Genomic DNA, 18,089 nt, shown 5'->3' with positions numbered 1-18,089 from the left:
GATCGGGCGCCAGGGGTCGAGCCGGGAGCAAGGGCGATCCGCGTTTTCCCGCCGCAGAGCGCGGAACAACGGCGTTATCGCCCATCGCGATTAACGATAATTGAGGAAGACGTTGTCGCGCCCGAACTGGTCACGCAATGCCTGGATCAGATCGTCCGCCGGATCCACCCGCCAGCTCTCGCCGAACTGCAGCAGGGCCTTGGCGTCGGCGCTGGTGTAGTCCAGGGTGATCGGGCAGGAACCGCGATGGCGGTTGAACAGCTCGCCCAGCCAGCGCAGGCGATCGCCCTTCAACAGGTCGGCGTGCAGCTTCATCCGCAGGCTCTCCGCCAGGCCGGTACGCGCCTCCTCCAGGCTCATCACGCGCTTGGCGCGCAGGCGCAGTCCGCCGGAGAAGTCGTCCTGGCTGACCTCGCCCTCGACCACCACCAGCGCGTCGGTCTGCAGCAGCGACTGGGCCGCGGCGAAGGCTTCGGAGAACAGCGAGGCCTCGATCCGTCCGGAGCGGTCGTCGAGGGTGACGAAGCCCATCTTGTCGCCCTTCTTGTTCTTCATCACCCGCAGGTTGACGATCAGCCCGGCCACCGTCTGGGTATCGCGCGCCGGCTTCAGCTCGACGATGCGCTGGCGGGCGAAGCGCCGCACCTCGCCTTCGTACTCGTCGATCGGATGGCCGGTCAGGTACAGGCCGAGGGTGTCCTTCTCGCCCTTCAGGCGTTCCTTGAGGGTCAGCTCCTTGACCTTGCGGTGGTTGGCGTAGACATCCGCCTCCGGCTCGGCGAAGACTCCGCCGAACAGGTCCATGTGCCCGCTGTCGTGGCTGCGCGCGGTCTGCTCGGCGGCCTGGATCGCTTCCTCCATCGCCGCCAGCAGCACGGCGCGGTTGAGGTCGACGGTAGCCTGGTAGGCCTTTAGCTCGTCGTGGTAGTGCGGCCCCAGGCGATCCAGCGCACCGGCGCGGATCAGCGCTTCCAGGGTGCGCTTGTTGATGCGTTTCAGGTCGACGCGGTCGCAGAAGTCGAACAGGGTGTTGAACGGCCCGCCTTCGGCGCGGCATTCGGTGATCGCCTCCACCGGCCCCTCGCCGACGCCCTTGATCGCGCCCAGGCCATAGACGATCCGGCCATCGTCGTCGACGGTGAAGCGGAACTCGGAGTTGTTCACGTCCGGCGCCACGATGCGCAGCTTCATGTGCCGGCATTCTTCGATCAGCGTCACCACCTTGTCGGTGTTCTGCATATCCGCGGTGAGTACCGCGGCCATGAACGGCGCCGGGAAGTGGGTCTTCAGCCAGGCGGTCTGGTAGGAGACCAGGCCGTAGGCTGCCGAGTGCGACTTGTTGAAGCCGTAGCCGGCGAATTTTTCCACCAGGTCGAAGATGTTGCCCGCGAGGTCGGCATCGATGCCGTTGTTCTTGCAACCCTCGATGAAACCGCCGCGCTGCTTGGCCATTTCCTCGGGCTTCTTCTTGCCCATCGCCCGGCGCAGCATGTCCGCGCCACCGAGGGTATAGCCGGCCATGACCTGGGCGATCTGCATCACCTGTTCCTGGTACAGGATGATGCCGTAGGTGGGCTTGAGCACCGGCTCCAGGCCGGCGTACTGGTAATCGGGGTGCGGATAGGACAGCTCGGCGCGACCGTGCTTGCGGTTGATGAAGTCGTCCACCATGCCCGACTGCAGAGGACCCGGGCGGAACAGCGCCACCAGTGCGATGAGGTCTTCCAGGCAGTCCGGCTTGAGCTTCTTGATCAGCTCCTTCATGCCGCGCGATTCGAGCTGGAACACCGCAGTGGTCTCGGCCTTCTGCAGCAGCGAATAGGTCGGCTTGTCGTCCAGCGGGATGAAGTCGATGTTCACCGGCTCCAGGCCCTTCTTGGCCTGCTCGCGGTTGATGATCTCCATCGCCCACTTGATGATGGTCAGGGTCCGCAGGCCGAGGAAGTCGAACTTCACCAGGCCGGCCGCCTCCACGTCGTCCTTGTCGAACTGGGTCACCAGGCCGCCGCCTTCCTCGTCGCAGGCGATCGGCGAGAAGTCGGTCAGCTTGGTCGGCGCGATCACCACGCCACCGGCGTGCTTGCCGGTACCGCGGGTGATGCCTTCCAGCTTGAGGGCCATCTCCCAGATCTCGGCGGCTTCCTCGTCGCTCTTGAGGAAGTCGCGGAGCATTTCTTCCTGCTCGTAGGCCTTATCCAGGGTCATGCCGACTTCGAACGGGATCATCTTCGACAGCCGGTCGGCGAGACCGTAGGACTTGCCCTGGACCCGCGCCACGTCGCGTACCACCGCCTTCGCCGCCATGGTGCCGAAGGTGATGATCTGGCTCACCGCGTTGCGCCCGTAGGCGTCGGCCACGTAGTCGATCACCCGGTCGCGGCCCTCCATGCAGAAGTCGACGTCGAAGTCGGGCATGGAGATCCGTTCCGGGTTGAGGAAACGTTCGAACAGCAGGTCATAGGCCAGCGGATCGAGGTCGGTGATCTTCAGCACGTAGGCCACCAGCGAGCCGGCGCCCGAGCCCCGCCCGGGGCCTACCGGTACGCCGTTGTTCTTCGCCCACTTGATGAAGTCCATCACGATGAGGAAGTAACCGGGGAAACCCATCTGGATGATGATATCGAGTTCGAAGTTCAGGCGATCGACATAGACCTGGCGCTTGGCCTCGTAGTCCGGGGTGTCCTTCGGCAACAGCACCTCCAGGCGCTCCTCGAGACCTTCGAAGGAGGCGTGCCGCAGGTAGTCGTCGATGCCCATGCCATTGGGCGTGGGGAAGTCCGGCAGGAAGTACTTGCCCAGCTGCACCTCGATGTTGCAGCGTTTGGCGATCTCGACGGTGTTTTCCAACGCTTCCGGCAGGTCGCTGAACAGCTCGGCCATTTCCGCCGGCGACTTCAGGTATTGCTGGTCCGAATAGGTACGCGGCCGCCGCGGATCGTCGAGGGTCCGCCCCTCGCCGATGCAGACGCGGGTCTCGTGGGCCTCGAAGTCTTCCTGCTTGATGAAGCGCACGTCGTTGGTCGCCACCAGCGGCGCGTTGCAGCGTGACGCCAAAGCCACCGCCGCGTGGAGGTGCTCCTCGTCGTTGACCCGGCTGGTACGTTGCACTTCGACGTAGAAGCGCTCGGGGAACACCTCCATCCACTCGCGCAACAGCGCCTCGGCCTTGGCTTCCTCGCCGTCGAGCAGCGCGTGGCCGATCTCGCCCTCCTTGGCCGCGGACAGCGCGATCAGGCCTTCCGCCGCCTCCTTGACCCAGTCGCGCTCGATGATGATCTCGCCGTTGCGCTGGCCTTCGCTCCAACCGCGGGAAATCAGCTCGGTGAGGTTGCGATAGCCCTTCGCGTTCATCGCCAGCAGGCTCAGGCGACTGAGCGGGCCATCTTCCTCGCGGCTGGCGAGCCAGATGTCGGCCCCGCAGATCGGCTTGATGCCGGCGCCCATGGCGGTCTTGTAGAACTTCACCAGCGAGCACATGTTGCTCTGGTCGGTGACCGCCACCGCCGGCATGCCCAGCCCTGCCACTGCCTTGGCCAGGGGCTTGACCCGGACCAGGCCGTCGACCAGGGAGAATTCGGTATGCAGACGCAGGTGAACGAAGGATACGGTCATGAAGGCCCCGGAGCAGAAATAACGCAAAAACGACAAGGCCCGGATTGTACCGGGCCCGGTGGCAAAGCTACAGGTTCAAGAGCGGACGATGCGCCTCGGCTACGCCGAGAAGCCTCGCCCGCCCCGCGCTCAGGCGCGGCGGTCGTCCCAGATGCCCGGCTCGAGCTTCTGCTGGACTTCCGGGAACTGGCTGGCGTCGAAGGTCGGCAGCTTGCCGGCCTTGCGCTGGGCGTTGTAGTCCTTGGCCAGCTTGATCGCGAGGTTGGACAGCAGCAGGATGGCGATCAGGTTGGTGATCGCCATCAGGCCCATCGACACGTCGGCAAGGTTCCAGACGAACGGCAGCGAAGCCAGCGCGCCGAACATCACCATCGCCAGCACGATCAGGCGGAAGATCAACAGGCCCGCCAGGTGGTTGTGCTCGAGGAATACCAGGCAGTTCTCGGCATAGAAGTAGTTGGCGACGATCGAGGTGAAGGCGAAGAACAGGATGATCACCGCCAGGAAATAGCGGCCCCAATCGCCGACCTGGCTGGTCAGGGCATTCTGCACCAGCATGATGCCCTCGCCTTCCTGCGGTCCGGCCAGCAGGATGATGGCGGCGGAAGCGGTACAGATCAGCAGGGTATCGATGAACACGCCGGCCATCTGCACGTAGCCCTGGGACGCCGGGTGCGGCGGATAGGGCGTGGCCGAGGCGGCGGCGTTGGGCGCCGAGCCCATGCCTGCTTCGTTGGAGAACAGGCCGCGCTTGAAGCCGTTGAGGATCGCCGCGCCGATGCCGCCGGCGGCGGCCTCGTGCCAGCCGAAGGCACTCTTCACCACCATCGCCAGGACGCCCGGCAGTTCGCTGAGGTTGAACAGGATGATGCCCACCGCCAGCAGCAGGTAGGCCACCGCCATGAAGGGTACCGCCAGTTCGGAGAAGCGCGCGATGGAACGCAGGCCGCCGAAGATGATCAACGCGGTGAGGATCACCACGGCGATGCCGCTGATCCAGGTCGGCACGCCGAAGGCGCCCTGCATGGCACCGGTGATGGTATTGGCCTGCACCGAGTTGAAGACGAAACCGAAGGCGATGATCAGGAAGATCGAGAACAGGATGCCCATCCAGCGCGCGCCCAGGCCCTTCTCCATGTAGTAGGCCGGGCCGCCACGGAACTGGCCCTTGTCGTCGCGAATCTTGAACAACTGGGCCAGGGTCGCCTCGACGAAGCCGGTCGCCATCCCCACCAGGGCGATCGCCCACATCCAGAACACTGCGCCGGGACCGCCGAGCGTGATCGCTACCGCCACGCCGGCGACGTTGCCGGTACCGACCCGCGCCGCCAGAGAGGTGCAGAGCGCCTGGAACGAGGAGATTCCCGAGTCGTCCGACTGGCGGCTGCCCTTGAGCACGCTGAAGGTATGACCGAAGTGGCGGAACTGGATCAGCCCCAGGCGCACGGTGAAGTACAGGCCGCAACCGACCAGCAGCCAGATGAGGATCTTGCCCCAGATAAGGCCGTTGAGCAGGTCGACGACCTGAGTGGCGAATTCTTGCATGGATAACTCCCCTGTTCCGCTTGTGGCGGATTGTTGTCAGCCGACCTCCCGGGTAGAAGGCCGCGTGTTTCGGACACACACGGAATGACGTGCGAGCCGAAGGAAATTTCGCTGTGAATGGCACTTGGCAGGAAGGGGCAGGACTTTCCGCTATTGACGTCGCTCGCCGCTTGTCACCAGGCGACAGATACGGTCAGTCACGCGACATCCGTTCAATTATTGAACAGAGACGTCCAGCAATTCGCGAACCGGCGCAAACGAGCGTCGATGGATCGGCGTCGGGCCGAGGCGGGAAAGCGCCTCGAGATGGACCGCGGTCGGATATCCCTTGTGCCCGGCCATGCCATAGCCCGGATAGACCCGGTCCAGCTCGACCATTTCCCGGTCGCGACTGACCTTGGCCAGGATCGACGCCGCAGCGATCGCCGGCACCTGGCTGTCGCCCTTGACCACCGGCGCGCAGGGCACCGCCAGTTTCGGACAACGATTGCCGTCGATCAGGGCCAGCCGCGGAGTCACGCTGAGGCCTTCGACCGCGCGCTGCATGGCGAGCATGGTGGCATGCAGAATGTTCAGCCGGTCGATCTCCTCGACCTCGGCGCGGGCGATGCACCAGGCCAGGGCCTTCTCGCGGATCTCTTCGAACAGCGCCTCGCGGCGGGCTTCGCTGAGCTTCTTCGAGTCGTTCAGGCCGAGGATCGGGCGGCTCGGGTCGAGAATCACCGCGGCGGTGACCACCGGGCCGCACAACGGACCGCGACCGACCTCGTCGACGCCCGCGACCAGATCCTCCACCAGATTGAAATCCAGACCCAGTTGCATCAGCGGCGCTCCACCAGTTGCAGGACGGCTTCCGCCGCCTGTGCCGAGGCATCCTGGCGCAAGGCCCGATGGATGGCATCGAAGAATTCCACCTGCTGCGAGCCGTCGTCCAGCAGCGGCGAGAGGGTTGCGGCTAGCGCTTGCGGGGTGGCGGCGTCCTGGATCAGTTCCGGCACCAACAGGCGTCCGGCCAACAGGTTCGGCAGGGAGATGTACGGGCTTTTCACCAGGCGCTTGAGAATCCGGTACGTCAGCCCGGCGACCCGATAAGCCACCACCATGGGCCGCTTGTAGAGCAGCGCCTCGAGGGTCGCGGTACCGGAGGCGATCAGCACCGCATCGCAGGCGGCAAGCGCTTCATGGGACGCACCGTCGAGCAGCGTCAGCGGCAGAGGCTCGCGGCCCTGGAGCATCTGCTCGATCTGTTCGCGCCGTGCAGCGCTGGCGCAGGGCAGCACGAAACGCAAGCCCGGCCGTTCGACGAGCAGACGCTGGGCGGTGTCGAGGAACAAGGCGCCGAGCTTGCCGACCTCGCCGCCGCGACTGCCCGGCATCAGCGCCAGCACCTGTCCGTCCGCCGGCAATCCGAGCCGCGCGCGGGCCGCAGCGCGATCCGCCTGCAGGGGAATGGTGTTGGCCAGGGGGTGGCCGACGAAACGCACAGGCACCCCATGCTCTTCGTAGAAACGTGCTTCGAAGGGGAACAATGCCAGCATCAGGTCGCAGGCTTCGCGAATCTTCAGCACCCGCTTCTGCCGCCAGGCCCATACCGAAGGGCTGACGTAATGCACGGTGCGCAGGCCAGCCTGGCGCAGCTTGTGTTCGACGCCGAGGGTGAAGTCGGGAGCATCGATGCCGATCATCACATCCGGCCGGGCCTCGATGAGCGTGCGGATCAGCCGCTTGCGCCGTCGCAACAACTCCGGCAGCCTGCCCAGCACTTCGACCAGGCCCATCACCGACAGGCGCTCCATGGGGAAATAGCTGGACAGCCCTTCGGCCTCCATGCGCGGCCCACCGACGCCGATGAACTCGATATCCGGGTGCCGCGCCCGCAGCGCCTGCATCAGTCCGGACCCGAGGATGTCGCCGGAGGCCTCGCCGGCGACCAGGGCTACGCGTAATCCGTCAGCCATGGCTCAGCGGGTGATGCCGCGGGTTGCGCTCTGGATGGAATCACGGAACACCGCGACCTCGGGGAACTGGGCAGCGCTTTCGGCCAGCTCGGCCAGGGCTTCCTCGACGGTATGTCCCTGGCGATAGACCACCTTGTAGGCACGCCGCAGGGCATGGATGGCCTCGCTGCTGAAGCCGCGCCGACGCATGCCTTCGAAGTTCATGCTGCGGGCTTCGGCCGGGTTGCCGAAGACCGTCACGTAGGCCGGGACGTCCTTGCCGATGGCGCTGCCCATGCCGGAAAAGCTGTGCGCGCCGATCCGGCAGTACTGGTGCACCAGGGTGTAGCCGGACAGGATCGCCCAGTCGTCCACGTGGACATGCCCGGCCAGCGCCGTGTTGTTCACCAGGATGCAATGGTTGCCGATCACGCTGTCATGGCCGATGTGCGCATAGGCCATGATCAGGTTGTGGTCGCCAATGGTGGTTTCCGCGCGATCCTGGACGGTTCCGCGATGGATGGTCACGCCTTCGCGGATCACGTTGTGGTCACCGATCACCAGGCGCGTCGGCTCGCCCTTGTATTTCAGGTCGGGAGTGTCCTCGCCGACGCTGGAAAACTGGTAGATGCGGTTGTGCTTGCCGATCTTCGTGGGGCCCTTGAGCACCACGTGCGGACCGATCACCGTCCCTTCACCGATCTCCACTTCCGCCCCGACGATGGACCACGGGCCCACCTGGACGTCAGCCGCCAGCCTGGCGCTCGGATCGATGATGGCGCGAGGATCGATCAAACTCATAGTTTGCGTTCCGCACAGATGATTTCAGCCGAGCATACCGGCTTGTCGTCGACGGTAGCGTGGCAGTCGAATTTCCAGATGCTGCGCTTCACGCTGATGAACTTGGCGTGCAGTTGCAGTTGGTCGCCCGGCAGGACCGGCTGGCGGAAGCGCAGCTTGTCCGAACCGACGAAGTAGTAAAGGGTGCCGTCGGCGGGCTTCACGTCGAGCATCTTGAAACCGAGGATACCGGCCGCCTGGGCCATCGCCTCGATGATCAGCACGCCCGGCATGATCGGGTGCTCGGGGAAATGTCCGTTGAAGAACGGCTCATTGATACTGACATTCTTGTAGGCGCGAATGCGCTTGCCCTCGATGTCCAGCTCTACCACCCGATCCACCAGCAGGAAAGGATAGCGATGAGGCAGGTATTCGCGAATCTCGTTGATGTCCATCATGTTAGGGGGAGCCTGTTCAGAAAAGGGTGACGCAAAAAACGTCAATTACGCATCAGATGAAGCGTCACCGCTTGAGGTCACGGCAGCCAGGCGTTTTTCCAGCTGCTGAAGTCGACGCGCCATGTCGTCCAGTTGACGAATGCGCGCGGCGCTTTTTTTCCATTCGGCCGCCGGTTGCATGGCGGTACCGGAGGAATACGATCCCGGCTCGGTGATCGAGCGGGTCACCATGGTCATGCCGGTCACGAAAACGTTGTCGCAGATCTCGATATGGCCGACCAGGCCAACGCCGCCGGCGAGCATGCAATGCCTGCCGATCTTGGCGCTGCCGGAAATGCCGACGCAAGCGGCCATGGCGGTATGATCGCCGATCTGCACGTTGTGCGCGATCATGATCTGGTTGTCCAGCTTCACACCGTTGCCGATCAGCGTATCGGACAGTGCTCCACGGTCGATGGTGGTGTTCGCGCCGATCTCGACGTCGTCACCGATGGTCACCCCGCCGATCTGGGCGATCTTCTGCCAGACGCCCTTCTCGTTGGCGAAACCGAAACCTTCGCCGCCGATCACCGCGCCCGACTGGATACTCACCCGCGCGCCGATGGTGACGTCGTGGTAGAGCGTGACCCGCGGCGCCAGCCAGCCGCCTTCGCCGATCACGCTACGGGCTCCGATCACGCAGTGCGCGCCGATGCTGACGCCAGCGCCGATGCGGGCGCCACTCTCGATCACCGCATAGGCGCCGACGCTGGCGCTCGGATCGACCTCGGCGTCCGCCGCGACGATGGCGGTAGGATGGATACCGGCGGCCGCCTTCGGTTTGCGATCGAACAGGTGCGACAGGCTGGCATAGGCCAGGTAGGGATTGGCCACCACCAGCGCGGTACCGGCGAACCCGTCGGCGTCGGCAGCCGTCAGCAGGACGGCGCCGGCACGGCTTTCGGGCAGGTACTTGCGATACTGCGGGTTGGCCAGGAAGCTCAGCTGAGCCGGTCCGGCCTCCTGCAAGGTCGCCAGGCCCTGGATCGGCAGGTCCGCGTCGCCACGGAGTTCCGCGCCGACATGCGCGGCCAGCTGGCCCAGGGTGTAGGACAAGGTACTCATCATCAACGCAGCTGGTTCATCCGCTCGATCACCTGGCGGGTGATGTCGTATTGCGGCTTGACGTCGACCACGGCGCCACGTTCGATGACCATGTCGTAACCACCTTTCTTGATGGTCTCCTCGACGGCCTGGTCCAGCTTCGGCTTGAGCTTCTTCAGCATGTCGCGGTCGGCGGCGGCCTTCGACTCGTTCAGTTCCTTGGACTGGAACTGGAAGTCACGGGCCTTCTGCTTGAAGTCCAGCTCGGCCTTCTCGCGGTCGCCCTGGGACATCTTGCTGCCGTTGGAAACCAGCTTGTCCTGCAGCGCCTTGGCGTCGCGCTCGAGGTTCTTCAGCTTGTTCAGCTGGGGGCCGAACTTCTTCTCGGCATCCACGGCGTATTGCTTGGCGGCATCGGACTCGAGCAGCGCCATCTGGTAGTTGAGCACCGCGATCTTCATTTCAGCGAACGCCGAAGGAGCCGCCATGATGGCTGCGGTGATCAGGACGAACTGGGTGAACTTACGCACGATGCACTCCTGCACAAAGCATGGTTTCGTTACTCGGTACTACGTACAAATCAGAAGGTCTGGCCCAGGGAGAACTGGAAGACCTGGGTTTCCGCGTTGTCCGGCTTCTTGATCGGCGTCGCCAGGCTGAAGCTCAGCGGGCCCAGCGCGGTGATCCAGGTCAGGCCGACGCCCACGGAACTGGCGAGGTTGTCGGTCTTGATGCCGTCGCAGTTGGTGGTGGTCTTGGTCGGGCAGTCGGTATCGAAGGTGCTACCCACGTCCCAGAACAGCACGGTACGCAACTGGCGCTGGTCCTTGACGAACGGCAGCGGGAACAGCAGCTCGGCGCCGCCGGTGATCAGGATGTTACCACCGAAGGCTTCGGGATCCTGGTCCGGGTCGGTGTAGCGACCTTTGCTGTCAGGGCCAACGATCTGGTTACCGTTGCCATCACGCGCAACTGATGGCGTGCTGCGCGGCCCCAGCGTGCTGTCCTTGAAGCCTCGCACCGAGTTGAAGCCGCCGGCGTAGTAGTTCTCGTAGAACGGCAGGCGCTCGGTGGATCCGTAGCCGTCGCCATAGCCCAACTCGGTGTGGAAGCGCATGGTGTAGTTGTCGGTCAGCGGGGCGAAGACCTGCCCGCGGTAGTCGATCTTGTAGAACGACAGGTCGCTGCCCGGCAGGGTGGTTTCCAGGGTCAGGCTCTGCGAGTGACCACGGGTGGCCAGCACGCCCTTGTTCAGGGTCGATTCGGACCAGCCGATGGAAGCCTTGAAGTTGGTGAAGTTGTCGCCTTCCTTGTCGAGGAAGTCGTAGATCTCGTCCACGGTGTAGCGGCCGGTGTCGATCTGGTCGCGCTGCACGCTCAGGCCATAGGTCAGGCGCGAGGTCTCGCTGATCGGGTAGCCGATGCTCATGCCGGCGCCCAGGCTGTTCACCGAGTAGCTGGCGACGTCGACGTCGAGCTCGTCGTAGTCGGTCTTCCGATAGAAGGCGTTGTAGCCGAGGCTGACGCCGTCGACGGTCCAGTAGGGGTCGACGAAGCCGAAGTTGTAGCGGGTCTGGTATTCGCTGCGGGTCAGGCCGATGCTGACCTTGTTGCCGGTACCCAGGAAGTTGTTCTGGCTGATCGAGCCACCGAGGATCAGGCCGGCGCTCTGGGCGAAGCCGACGCTGGCGGTGATCGAGCCGGAGGGTTGCTCTTCGACGCTGTAGTTGACGTCGACCTGGTCGTCGGTGCCGGGAACCGCCGGGGTCTCGACGTTGACTTCCTTGAAGTAGCCGAGGCGCTCCAGACGGGCCTTGGACTGGTCGATCAGGTAGGTGGAGGCCCAGCCGCCTTCCATCTGGCGCATTTCGCGGCGCAGCACTTCGTCTTCGGTCTTGGTGTTGCCGCGGAAGTTGATGCGGTTGACGTAGGCGCGCTTGCCCGGGTCGACGACGAAGGTCACCGAGACGGTCTTGTCGTCGTCATGGGCTTCCGGCACGCCGTTGACGTTGGCGAAGGTGTAGCCCTCGTTGCCCAGGCGACGGGTGATCAGGTCGGAGGTGGTGGTCATCACCTTGCGCGAGAACACCTGGCCCTTCTGTACCAGCAGCAGGCGCTTCACTTCCTCTTCCGGCACCTTCAGGTCGCCGGTCAGCTTCACGTCGCGGATGGTGTACTTCTCACCCTCGTTGATGTTGACGGTGATGTAGACGTGCTTCTTGTCCGGGGTGATGGATACCTGGGTGGAGGCGATATCCATGTTGATGTAGCCGCGGTCCAGGTAATAGGAGCGCAGGCGCTCGAGGTCGCCGGAGAGCTTTTCGCGGGCGTACTTGTCGTCGTTCTTGAAGAACGACAGCCAGTTGGTGGTCTTCAGTTCGAACAGGTCGGTCAGGTCTTCTTCGGAGAAGACGGTGTTGCCCACCACGTTGATGTGGGAAATCGCGGCGACCGTGCCTTCGTTGATGTTGATCTTCAGCGCGACGCGGTTGCGCGGCTGCGGGATCACTTCCGCGTTGATCTCGGCCGAGTAGCGGCCCTGGGCCACGTACTGGCGTTGCAGCTCGTTGCGCACGCCTTCGAGGGTGGCGCGCTGGAAGATCTCGCCCTCGGCCAGGCCGGACTGTTTCAGGCCCTTGAGCAGGTCTTCCTTGGAAATCGCCTTGTTGCCCTCGATCTCGATGCTGGAGATCGACGGGCGCTCGACTACAGTGACTACCAGCACGTTGCCATCGCGGCCGAGCTGGATGTCCTGGAAGAAACCGGTCTTGAACAGGGAGCGGGTGGCCTGGACCAGGGCCTGGTCGTCGATGGTCTCGCCGACGTTCAGCGGCAGGGCGGCGAACACGCTACCGGCGGACACGCGCTGCAGGCCATTGACCCGGATATCGGAAACAGTGAAGGACTCGGCGTGAACCTCGGCGATCATCAGCGCTGACAGCAGCGCGGGTAGCAGAAAGCGTTTCATGGAGTCCTTTTTTTCCAACTGACAAATAGAGAATCTGCCGCAAAGGGCGGCAGATTCGAATTCAACATGACTACAGACGACTCAGATCGTTGACCAGAGCGAGCAACATCACGCCAACGACCAGACTGATGCCGATCTGCATCCCCCAAGCCTGTACCCGTTCGGATAATGGGCGCCCGCGCACCCACTCAACCAGATAGAACAGCAGATGCCCGCCATCGAGGACAGGGATCGGCAGCAGGTTGAGAACCCCCAAGCTAATGCTCAGATAGGCCAGGAAATTGAGAAAATCCCCCACGCCAGACTGGGCTGAAGCGCCCGCCACTTTAGCAATGGTTATCGGCCCGCTCAAGTTTTTTACCGAGAGCTCGCCGAGCAACATTTTCTTTATGGAGTCGAGCGTTAGCAGGCTCATGGTCCAGGTTCGGGAAAGCGCCTGACCCACCGCCTCCAGCGGTCCGTAGCTCACTTCGCGGAGCATTTCCGCCGGCCATTCGGTACCGGCGACCCCCGCCCCCATGTAGCCGCTCCGGGCCTTGCCCTCGCCGCGCACCGCCAGCTCCAGGGCAACATCCAGCACTTCGCCGTCGCGCAGCACCTTGAGCTGGACGCGCTGCCCGGGACGGGCACGGACGCTGTCCACCACCTGCTGCCAGTCGTCGACGGCGATGCCATCGATGCTCTGCAAGCGGTCGCCGAGCTTCAGCCCGGCGGCCTGCGCCGGCCCCTTGGGGTCGAGTTCGGCCAGCACCGGCGGCAAGGCCGGCCGCCAGGGCCGGATGCCCAGCGAGGCGATGGGATCGGGATTGTCCTCGCCCTTCAGCCAGCCATCCAGACGCACCTGGTGGGTGGAATCGACATTCGAGCCTTTTTCCTGCACCCGCACTTCCAGCGTACCGCTCTCGCCGAGACGGCGAACCAGCTGCAGGTTGACCCCGTTCCAGCCGGTGACGGGCTCGCCATCCACCGCCAGCAGCTCCTGCCCGGCCTCCAGGCCGGCCTGGGCGGCCAGGCTCTCCGGCGCCACGGAACCGATGACCGGGCGTACCTGCTGGCTACCGAGCAGGGCGACGACCCAGAAGAACAGAATCGCCAGTAGGAAATTGGCGATGGGACCAGCCGCGACGATGGCGATCCGCTGACGGACCGTCTTGCGATTGAAGGACTGTTCGAGCAGATAGGCCGGTACTTCCGCCTCGCGCTCGTCGAGCATCTTGACGTAGCCGCCCAGCGGAATGGCCGCCACCACGAACTCGGTGCCGTGCCGGTCGTGCCAGCGCACCAGCGGCGTGCCGAAGCCGACGGAGAAGCGCAGGACCTTCACCCCGCAGCGTCGCGCGACCCAGAAGTGGCCGAATTCGTGGAACGTCACCAGCACACCCAGGGCTACCAGGGTGCCGACGATCATGTAAAGCGCACTCATCTCCTACCTCCAGGCCGTCCGAAGACTAGCCGGCGTGCCGGGTCAACCATTGCCCGGCGACCGAACGCGCGCGGCGATCGGCAGCCAGGACCTGATCGAGCGATTCGACTGCGGTCACCGCCTCGCGGTTCAGCACGTCCTCGATGATAACCGCGATGTCGCTGAAGCGGATGTGCCGCTCGAGAAATGCGGCCACGGCCACCTCGTTCGCGGCATTCAGCATGGCCGGGGCGCTGCCGCCGGTTTCCGCGGCCTGGCTCGCCAGGCGCAGGCAGGGGAAGCGCTGCTCGTCGGGGCGCTGGAAATCCAGGCGACCGACGGCGAACATATCCAGCGGCGAAACGCCGGAATCGATTCGCTCCGGCCAGGCCATGGCATAGGAAATCGGCGTGCGCATGTCCGGATTGCCGAGCTGGGCGATCACCGAACCGTCGACGTAGTCCACCATCGAGTGGATCACGCTCTGCGGGTGGATCACCACCTCGACCTGGCTCGGCTGGGCGTCGAACAGCCAGCACGCCTCGATCAGTTCGAGCCCCTTGTTCATCATGCTGGCGGAATCGACGGAAATCTTCCGCCCCATCGACCAGTTCGGGTGCGCACAAGCCTGCTCCGGCGTCACCGAAGCAAGCTGCTCCAGCGGCGTCTCACGGAACGGGCCGCCGGAGGCGGTCAAGAGGATCCGGCGCACGCCGACCCGCTCCAGGCCATCGGCATAATTGCGCGGCAGCGACTGGAAGATCGCGTTGTGCTCGCTGTCGATCGGCAGGAGCACCGCGCCGCTGCGCTTGACCGCCTGCATGAACAGCGCGCCGGACATCACCAGCGCCTCCTTGTTGGCCAGCAGTACGCGCTTGCCGGCCTCGACGGCCGCCAGGGTCGACGGCAGCCCGGCGGCGCCGACGATGGCCGCCATTACCATGTCCACTTCGGGCGCGCTGGCCACTTCGCACAACGCCTGCTCGCCGAACAGCACCCGGGTGCGGACACCCGCCGCGGCGAGCAAGCCCTGCAAGGCAATCGCCGCGGCCTGCTCCGGCACCACCGCATAGACGGGGCGGTGCCTGAGGCACAGCGCCTCGAGTTCGGCCAGGCGGCTGAAGCCAGTCAGGGCGAAGGCTTCGTAACGATCGGGATGACGCTGGACGACGTCCAGGGTGCTCAGGCCAATCGAGCCGGTCGCGCCGAGCACGCTGATCCGCTGCGGTCGACTCATGGCGCACCCCAGCCAGCGGCCCAGAGCAGGGCCGCGAACACCGGGATGGCTGCCGTCAGGCTGTCGATGCGATCCAGCACGCCACCGTGGCCGGGCAGCAGGTTGCTGCTGTCCTTGATTCCGGATTGGCGCTTGAACATGCTTTCGGTAAGGTCGCCGACGATCGAGACGAACACCACCAGCGCCGCGCCGAGCAGGGCCAGGAGCAGCGCGCCGAGGGACCAGCCGCGGTAGAGGCCGACCGCCAGGGTGATCGCCAGGCTGGCCGCCAGGCCGCCGTAAACGCCTTCCCAGCTCTTGCCGGGGCTGACCCGCGGCGCCAGCTTGCGCTTGCCGAAGGCCTTGCCGGAGAAGTAGGCGCCGATGTCCGCGCCCCAGACCAGCACCATCACGGCGATGATCAGGCCATTGGCCAGCGGCCACTGCTTGAGCAGGACCAGCCCCTGCCAGGCCGGCAACAGGATCAGCAGGCCCATGCCCAGGCGGCGCCAGCGGCCGCCCCAGTAGCCGACGCTTTCCGGGTAGGTGAGCACCAGCACGGTGGCCAGCGTCCACCAGACCAGCGCCAGCAGCAGCACGGCTCCGGCAAGCTGCGGCAGATGGTAGAGAGCGACCATCAGCACGGCGACCGTCGCCGCGTAGGCAACGCGGCCGAACTGCTGTTCATAGCCGGCCAGGCGTGCCCATTCCCAGGCCCCCAGGCTCACCACCGCGCCGATGAACAGGGCGAAGAACGCCCCTTCGAGAAGGAAAAAACCACCCAGCGCGATGGGCAGGAGCACCAGCGCCGTGATGATCCGTTGTTTCAGCATGACGGACGGGCCTCGGCCTCGACTTGCTCGCTGGTCTTGCCGAAGCGGCGCTGGCGCTTGGAGAAATCCGCCAGGGCAGCCCGCATCGCCGCGTGCTTGAAGTCGGGCCAGAACAGGTCGGAGAAATACAGCTCGGCGTAGGCCAGCTGCCAGAGAAGGAAATTGCTGATGCGATGCTCGCCGCCGGTGCGGATGCACAGGTCGGGCAGCGGCTGGTCGCCGGTCACCAGGCAGCCCTGGAGCAGCTCGGCGGAGATATCGTCCGCCGCCAGGTGCCCGCCCTGGACCTCGCGCGCCAGGCGCTGTGCGGCCTGGACGATGTCCCACTGGCCGCCGTAGTTGGCGGCGACCTGGAGGAGGAAACGGGTATTGCCGGCAGTGGCGGCTTCCGCTTCGCGCATGGCCGCCTGCAACTCCGGATGGAAACGCGTGCGATCGCCGATGATGCGCAGGCGGATGCCGTTCTCGTCGAGCTTGCGCACCTCGCGGCGCAGGGCCACGAGAAACAGCTCCATCAGCGCGCTGACTTCGTCCGCCGGACGCTGCCAGTTCTCGCTGGAGAACGCGAACAGGGTGAGGACCTCGACCCCTGCCTCGGCGCAGACCTCGATCACCGCCCTGACGGCATCGACACCGGCCTTGTGGCCGGCGACGCCGGGCAGAAGACGCTTCTTCGCCCAGCGATTGTTACCGTCCATGATAATGGCCACGTGGCGTGGCACGCACACATCCTTCCGGGTCTTTTCCATGACGTCAGCCCGGCCTCAGACAGCCATGAGGTCCGCTTCTTTGGCTTCCAGTGCCTTCTCGATCTCACCGATGAACTTGTCGGTCAGCTTCTGCACGTCGTCGCCGGCGCGGCGCTCTTCGTCCTCGCTGATTTCCTTTTCCTTCTGCAGATCCTTCAACTGGGCCAGCGCATCGCGACGGATGTTGCGCACGGAAACCCGCGCCTGCTCGGCCTCGGCACGCGCCTGCTTGGTGTAGCCCTTGCGGGTCTCCTCGGTCAGGGCCGGCATCGGTACGCGGATGGTGGTGCCGGCGGTGGCCGGGTTGAGCCCCAGGTCGGAGGTCATGATGGCCTTCTCGACCGCCTGGATCATGCTCTTGTCGAACACGGCCAGGGCCAGGGTACGGGAGTCTTCCACGGTGACGTTGGCGACCTGGCGCAGCGGCGTATCGGCCCCGTAATAGGAAACCATCACGCTATCCAGGATGCTCGGATGCGCGCGACCGGTACGAATCTTCGCGAAGGCATGGCCCAGCGCTTCCAGGGTCTTGCCCATGCGCTCCTGCGCTTCCTTCTTGATCTCGTTGATCATTCTCAACCCTCCTCGATCAGGGTGCCTTCGGCACCACCAACAACAATATTCAGCAATGCGCCCGGCTTGTTCATGTTGAACACCCGCAGCGGCATGTTCTGGTCACGGCACAGGCAGATGGCGGTCAGGTCCATCACGCCGAGCTTGCGGTCGAGCACTTCATCATAGGTCAGGCGCTCGAACTTCTCGGCATTCGGGTCCTTGAACGGGTCGGCAGTGTACACGCCATCGACCTTGGTAGCCTTAAGGACCACGTCGGCGTCGATCTCGATGGCGCGCAGGCAAGCCGCCGAGTCGGTGGTGAAGAACGGGTTGCCGGTACCGGCGGAGAAGATCACCACCTCGCCACCGCCGAGGTGGCGCATGGCCTTGCGGCGGTCGTAGTGGTCGGTCACACCGACCATGGAGATCGCCGACATCACCAGCGCGGGGATGTTCGAGCGCTCCAGCGCATCGCGCATCGCCAGGCCGTTCATCACGGTGGCCAGCATCCCCATGTGGTCGCCGGTCACCCGGTCCATGCCGGCCGCGGACAGGGCCGCGCCGCGGAACAGGTTGCCGCCGCCGATGACCAGGCCGACCTGCACGCCGATCCCGACCAACTGGCCGATTTCCAGCGCCATGCGGTCCAGCACCTTGGGATCGATGCCGAACTCCTCCGAGCCCATCAGGGCTTCGCCGCTCAACTTTAGAAGAATGCGTTTATAGCGAGGTTGACGAGCGCTCAGTTGCTGAGCCATGACCTTTTCTCCTGCGGCGATAAAAATACGTGACGGCCGGGCCGTCGTGGGCGGAGACGACTTTGCGCCTGCGTTGCGTGCGAGCCCGCCGAGCGGGCCGGCAACGCGGAAGCTGCCCCGAACGCTTCCCCATTTGACGAAGAGGCCGCACGCATCAGCGGGCAGCCTCTTCCGGGGCGACAGTCGAAACCGT

15 protein-coding genes are annotated in these 18,089 nt (G+C 64.8%); all 15 read right to left on the bottom strand.

Annotation, left to right across the window (positions count from 1 at the left end):
- Positions 1–90: 90 nt before the first annotated feature.
- Positions 91–3,612: a DNA polymerase III subunit alpha gene (gene dnaE / locus FHW81_RS03255; protein ID WP_003098578.1), complete on the bottom strand. Its 3,522-nt coding sequence runs from the start codon at positions 3,610–3,612 to the stop codon at positions 91–93.
- A gap of 129 nt (positions 3,613–3,741) precedes the next feature.
- Positions 3,742–5,157, bottom strand: a complete 1,416-nt coding sequence (locus FHW81_RS03250; RefSeq protein WP_003092370.1) for an alanine/glycine:cation symporter family protein — start codon at positions 5,155–5,157, stop codon at positions 3,742–3,744.
- Between the two features lie 216 nt (positions 5,158–5,373).
- Complete coding sequence (gene rnhB / locus FHW81_RS03245) at positions 5,374–5,979, bottom strand: ribonuclease HII (protein WP_003098580.1); 606 nt, start codon at positions 5,977–5,979, stop codon at positions 5,374–5,376.
- The gene (gene lpxB, locus FHW81_RS03240; protein ID WP_003113865.1) at positions 5,979–7,115 is read right to left on the bottom strand and encodes a lipid-A-disaccharide synthase; all 1,137 of its coding nucleotides are present in this window, start codon (positions 7,113–7,115) and stop codon (positions 5,979–5,981) included. Before lpxB ends, rnhB begins: the two co-directional genes overlap by 1 nt.
- A 3-nt stretch (positions 7,116–7,118) precedes the next feature.
- On the bottom strand, positions 7,119–7,895 hold the full coding sequence (lpxA, locus tag FHW81_RS03235; RefSeq protein ID WP_003092373.1) for an acyl-ACP--UDP-N-acetylglucosamine O-acyltransferase: 777 nt from the start codon (positions 7,893–7,895) through the stop codon (positions 7,119–7,121).
- On the bottom strand, positions 7,892–8,332 hold the full coding sequence (fabZ, locus tag FHW81_RS03230; protein ID WP_003092375.1) for a 3-hydroxyacyl-ACP dehydratase FabZ: 441 nt from the start codon (positions 8,330–8,332) through the stop codon (positions 7,892–7,894). Before fabZ ends, lpxA begins: the two co-directional genes overlap by 4 nt.
- 45 nt (positions 8,333–8,377) lie before the next feature.
- Positions 8,378–9,439, bottom strand: coding sequence for a UDP-3-O-(3-hydroxymyristoyl)glucosamine N-acyltransferase (gene lpxD / locus FHW81_RS03225; RefSeq protein ID WP_003117487.1), 1,062 nt, complete (start codon positions 9,437–9,439; stop codon positions 8,378–8,380).
- Positions 9,439–9,945, bottom strand: coding sequence for an OmpH family outer membrane protein (locus FHW81_RS03220; protein ID WP_003098586.1), 507 nt, complete (start codon positions 9,943–9,945; stop codon positions 9,439–9,441). The genes lpxD and FHW81_RS03220 overlap by 1 nt, the downstream gene beginning before the upstream one ends.
- A 50-nt stretch (positions 9,946–9,995) precedes the next feature.
- Positions 9,996–12,383, bottom strand: a complete 2,388-nt coding sequence (gene bamA, locus FHW81_RS03215; RefSeq protein WP_004345477.1) for an outer membrane protein assembly factor BamA — start codon at positions 12,381–12,383, stop codon at positions 9,996–9,998.
- A gap of 70 nt (positions 12,384–12,453) precedes the next feature.
- On the bottom strand, positions 12,454–13,806 hold the full coding sequence (gene rseP, locus FHW81_RS03210; protein ID WP_023119457.1) for a sigma E protease regulator RseP: 1,353 nt from the start codon (positions 13,804–13,806) through the stop codon (positions 12,454–12,456).
- A gap of 25 nt (positions 13,807–13,831) precedes the next feature.
- The gene (ispC, locus tag FHW81_RS03205; RefSeq protein WP_003119345.1) at positions 13,832–15,022 is read right to left on the bottom strand and encodes a 1-deoxy-D-xylulose-5-phosphate reductoisomerase; all 1,191 of its coding nucleotides are present in this window, start codon (positions 15,020–15,022) and stop codon (positions 13,832–13,834) included.
- Complete coding sequence (gene cdsA, locus FHW81_RS03200) at positions 15,019–15,834, bottom strand: phosphatidate cytidylyltransferase (RefSeq protein ID WP_003092388.1); 816 nt, start codon at positions 15,832–15,834, stop codon at positions 15,019–15,021. Before cdsA ends, ispC begins: the two co-directional genes overlap by 4 nt.
- A complete protein-coding gene (uppS, locus tag FHW81_RS03195; RefSeq protein WP_003113863.1) occupies positions 15,828–16,583 on the bottom strand; it encodes a polyprenyl diphosphate synthase in 756 nt (251 codons plus the stop codon). Before uppS ends, cdsA begins: the two co-directional genes overlap by 7 nt.
- Positions 16,584–16,598: 15 nt before the next feature.
- Positions 16,599–17,156 carry a ribosome recycling factor gene (gene frr / locus FHW81_RS03190; protein WP_003092390.1) on the bottom strand — a complete coding sequence of 186 codons (558 nt, stop codon included), beginning with the start codon at positions 17,154–17,156 and terminating at the stop codon, positions 16,599–16,601.
- Between the two features lie 2 nt (positions 17,157–17,158).
- Positions 17,159–17,896 (bottom strand): UMP kinase, encoded by a 738-nt coding sequence (gene pyrH / locus FHW81_RS03185; protein WP_003092391.1) that lies wholly within the window; start codon positions 17,894–17,896, stop codon positions 17,159–17,161.
- Between the last annotated feature and the right edge of the window lie 193 nt (positions 17,897–18,089).

Origin of the sequence: Pseudomonas sp. RC10-4-2 (assembly GCF_050433085.1) — a bacterium.
Classification (GTDB): Bacteria; Pseudomonadota; Gammaproteobacteria; order Pseudomonadales; family Pseudomonadaceae; genus Pseudomonas; species Pseudomonas aeruginosa.
The sequence above is the reverse complement of the archived record's forward strand: the minus strand, read 5'-3'. Positions and strand labels throughout refer to the sequence as shown.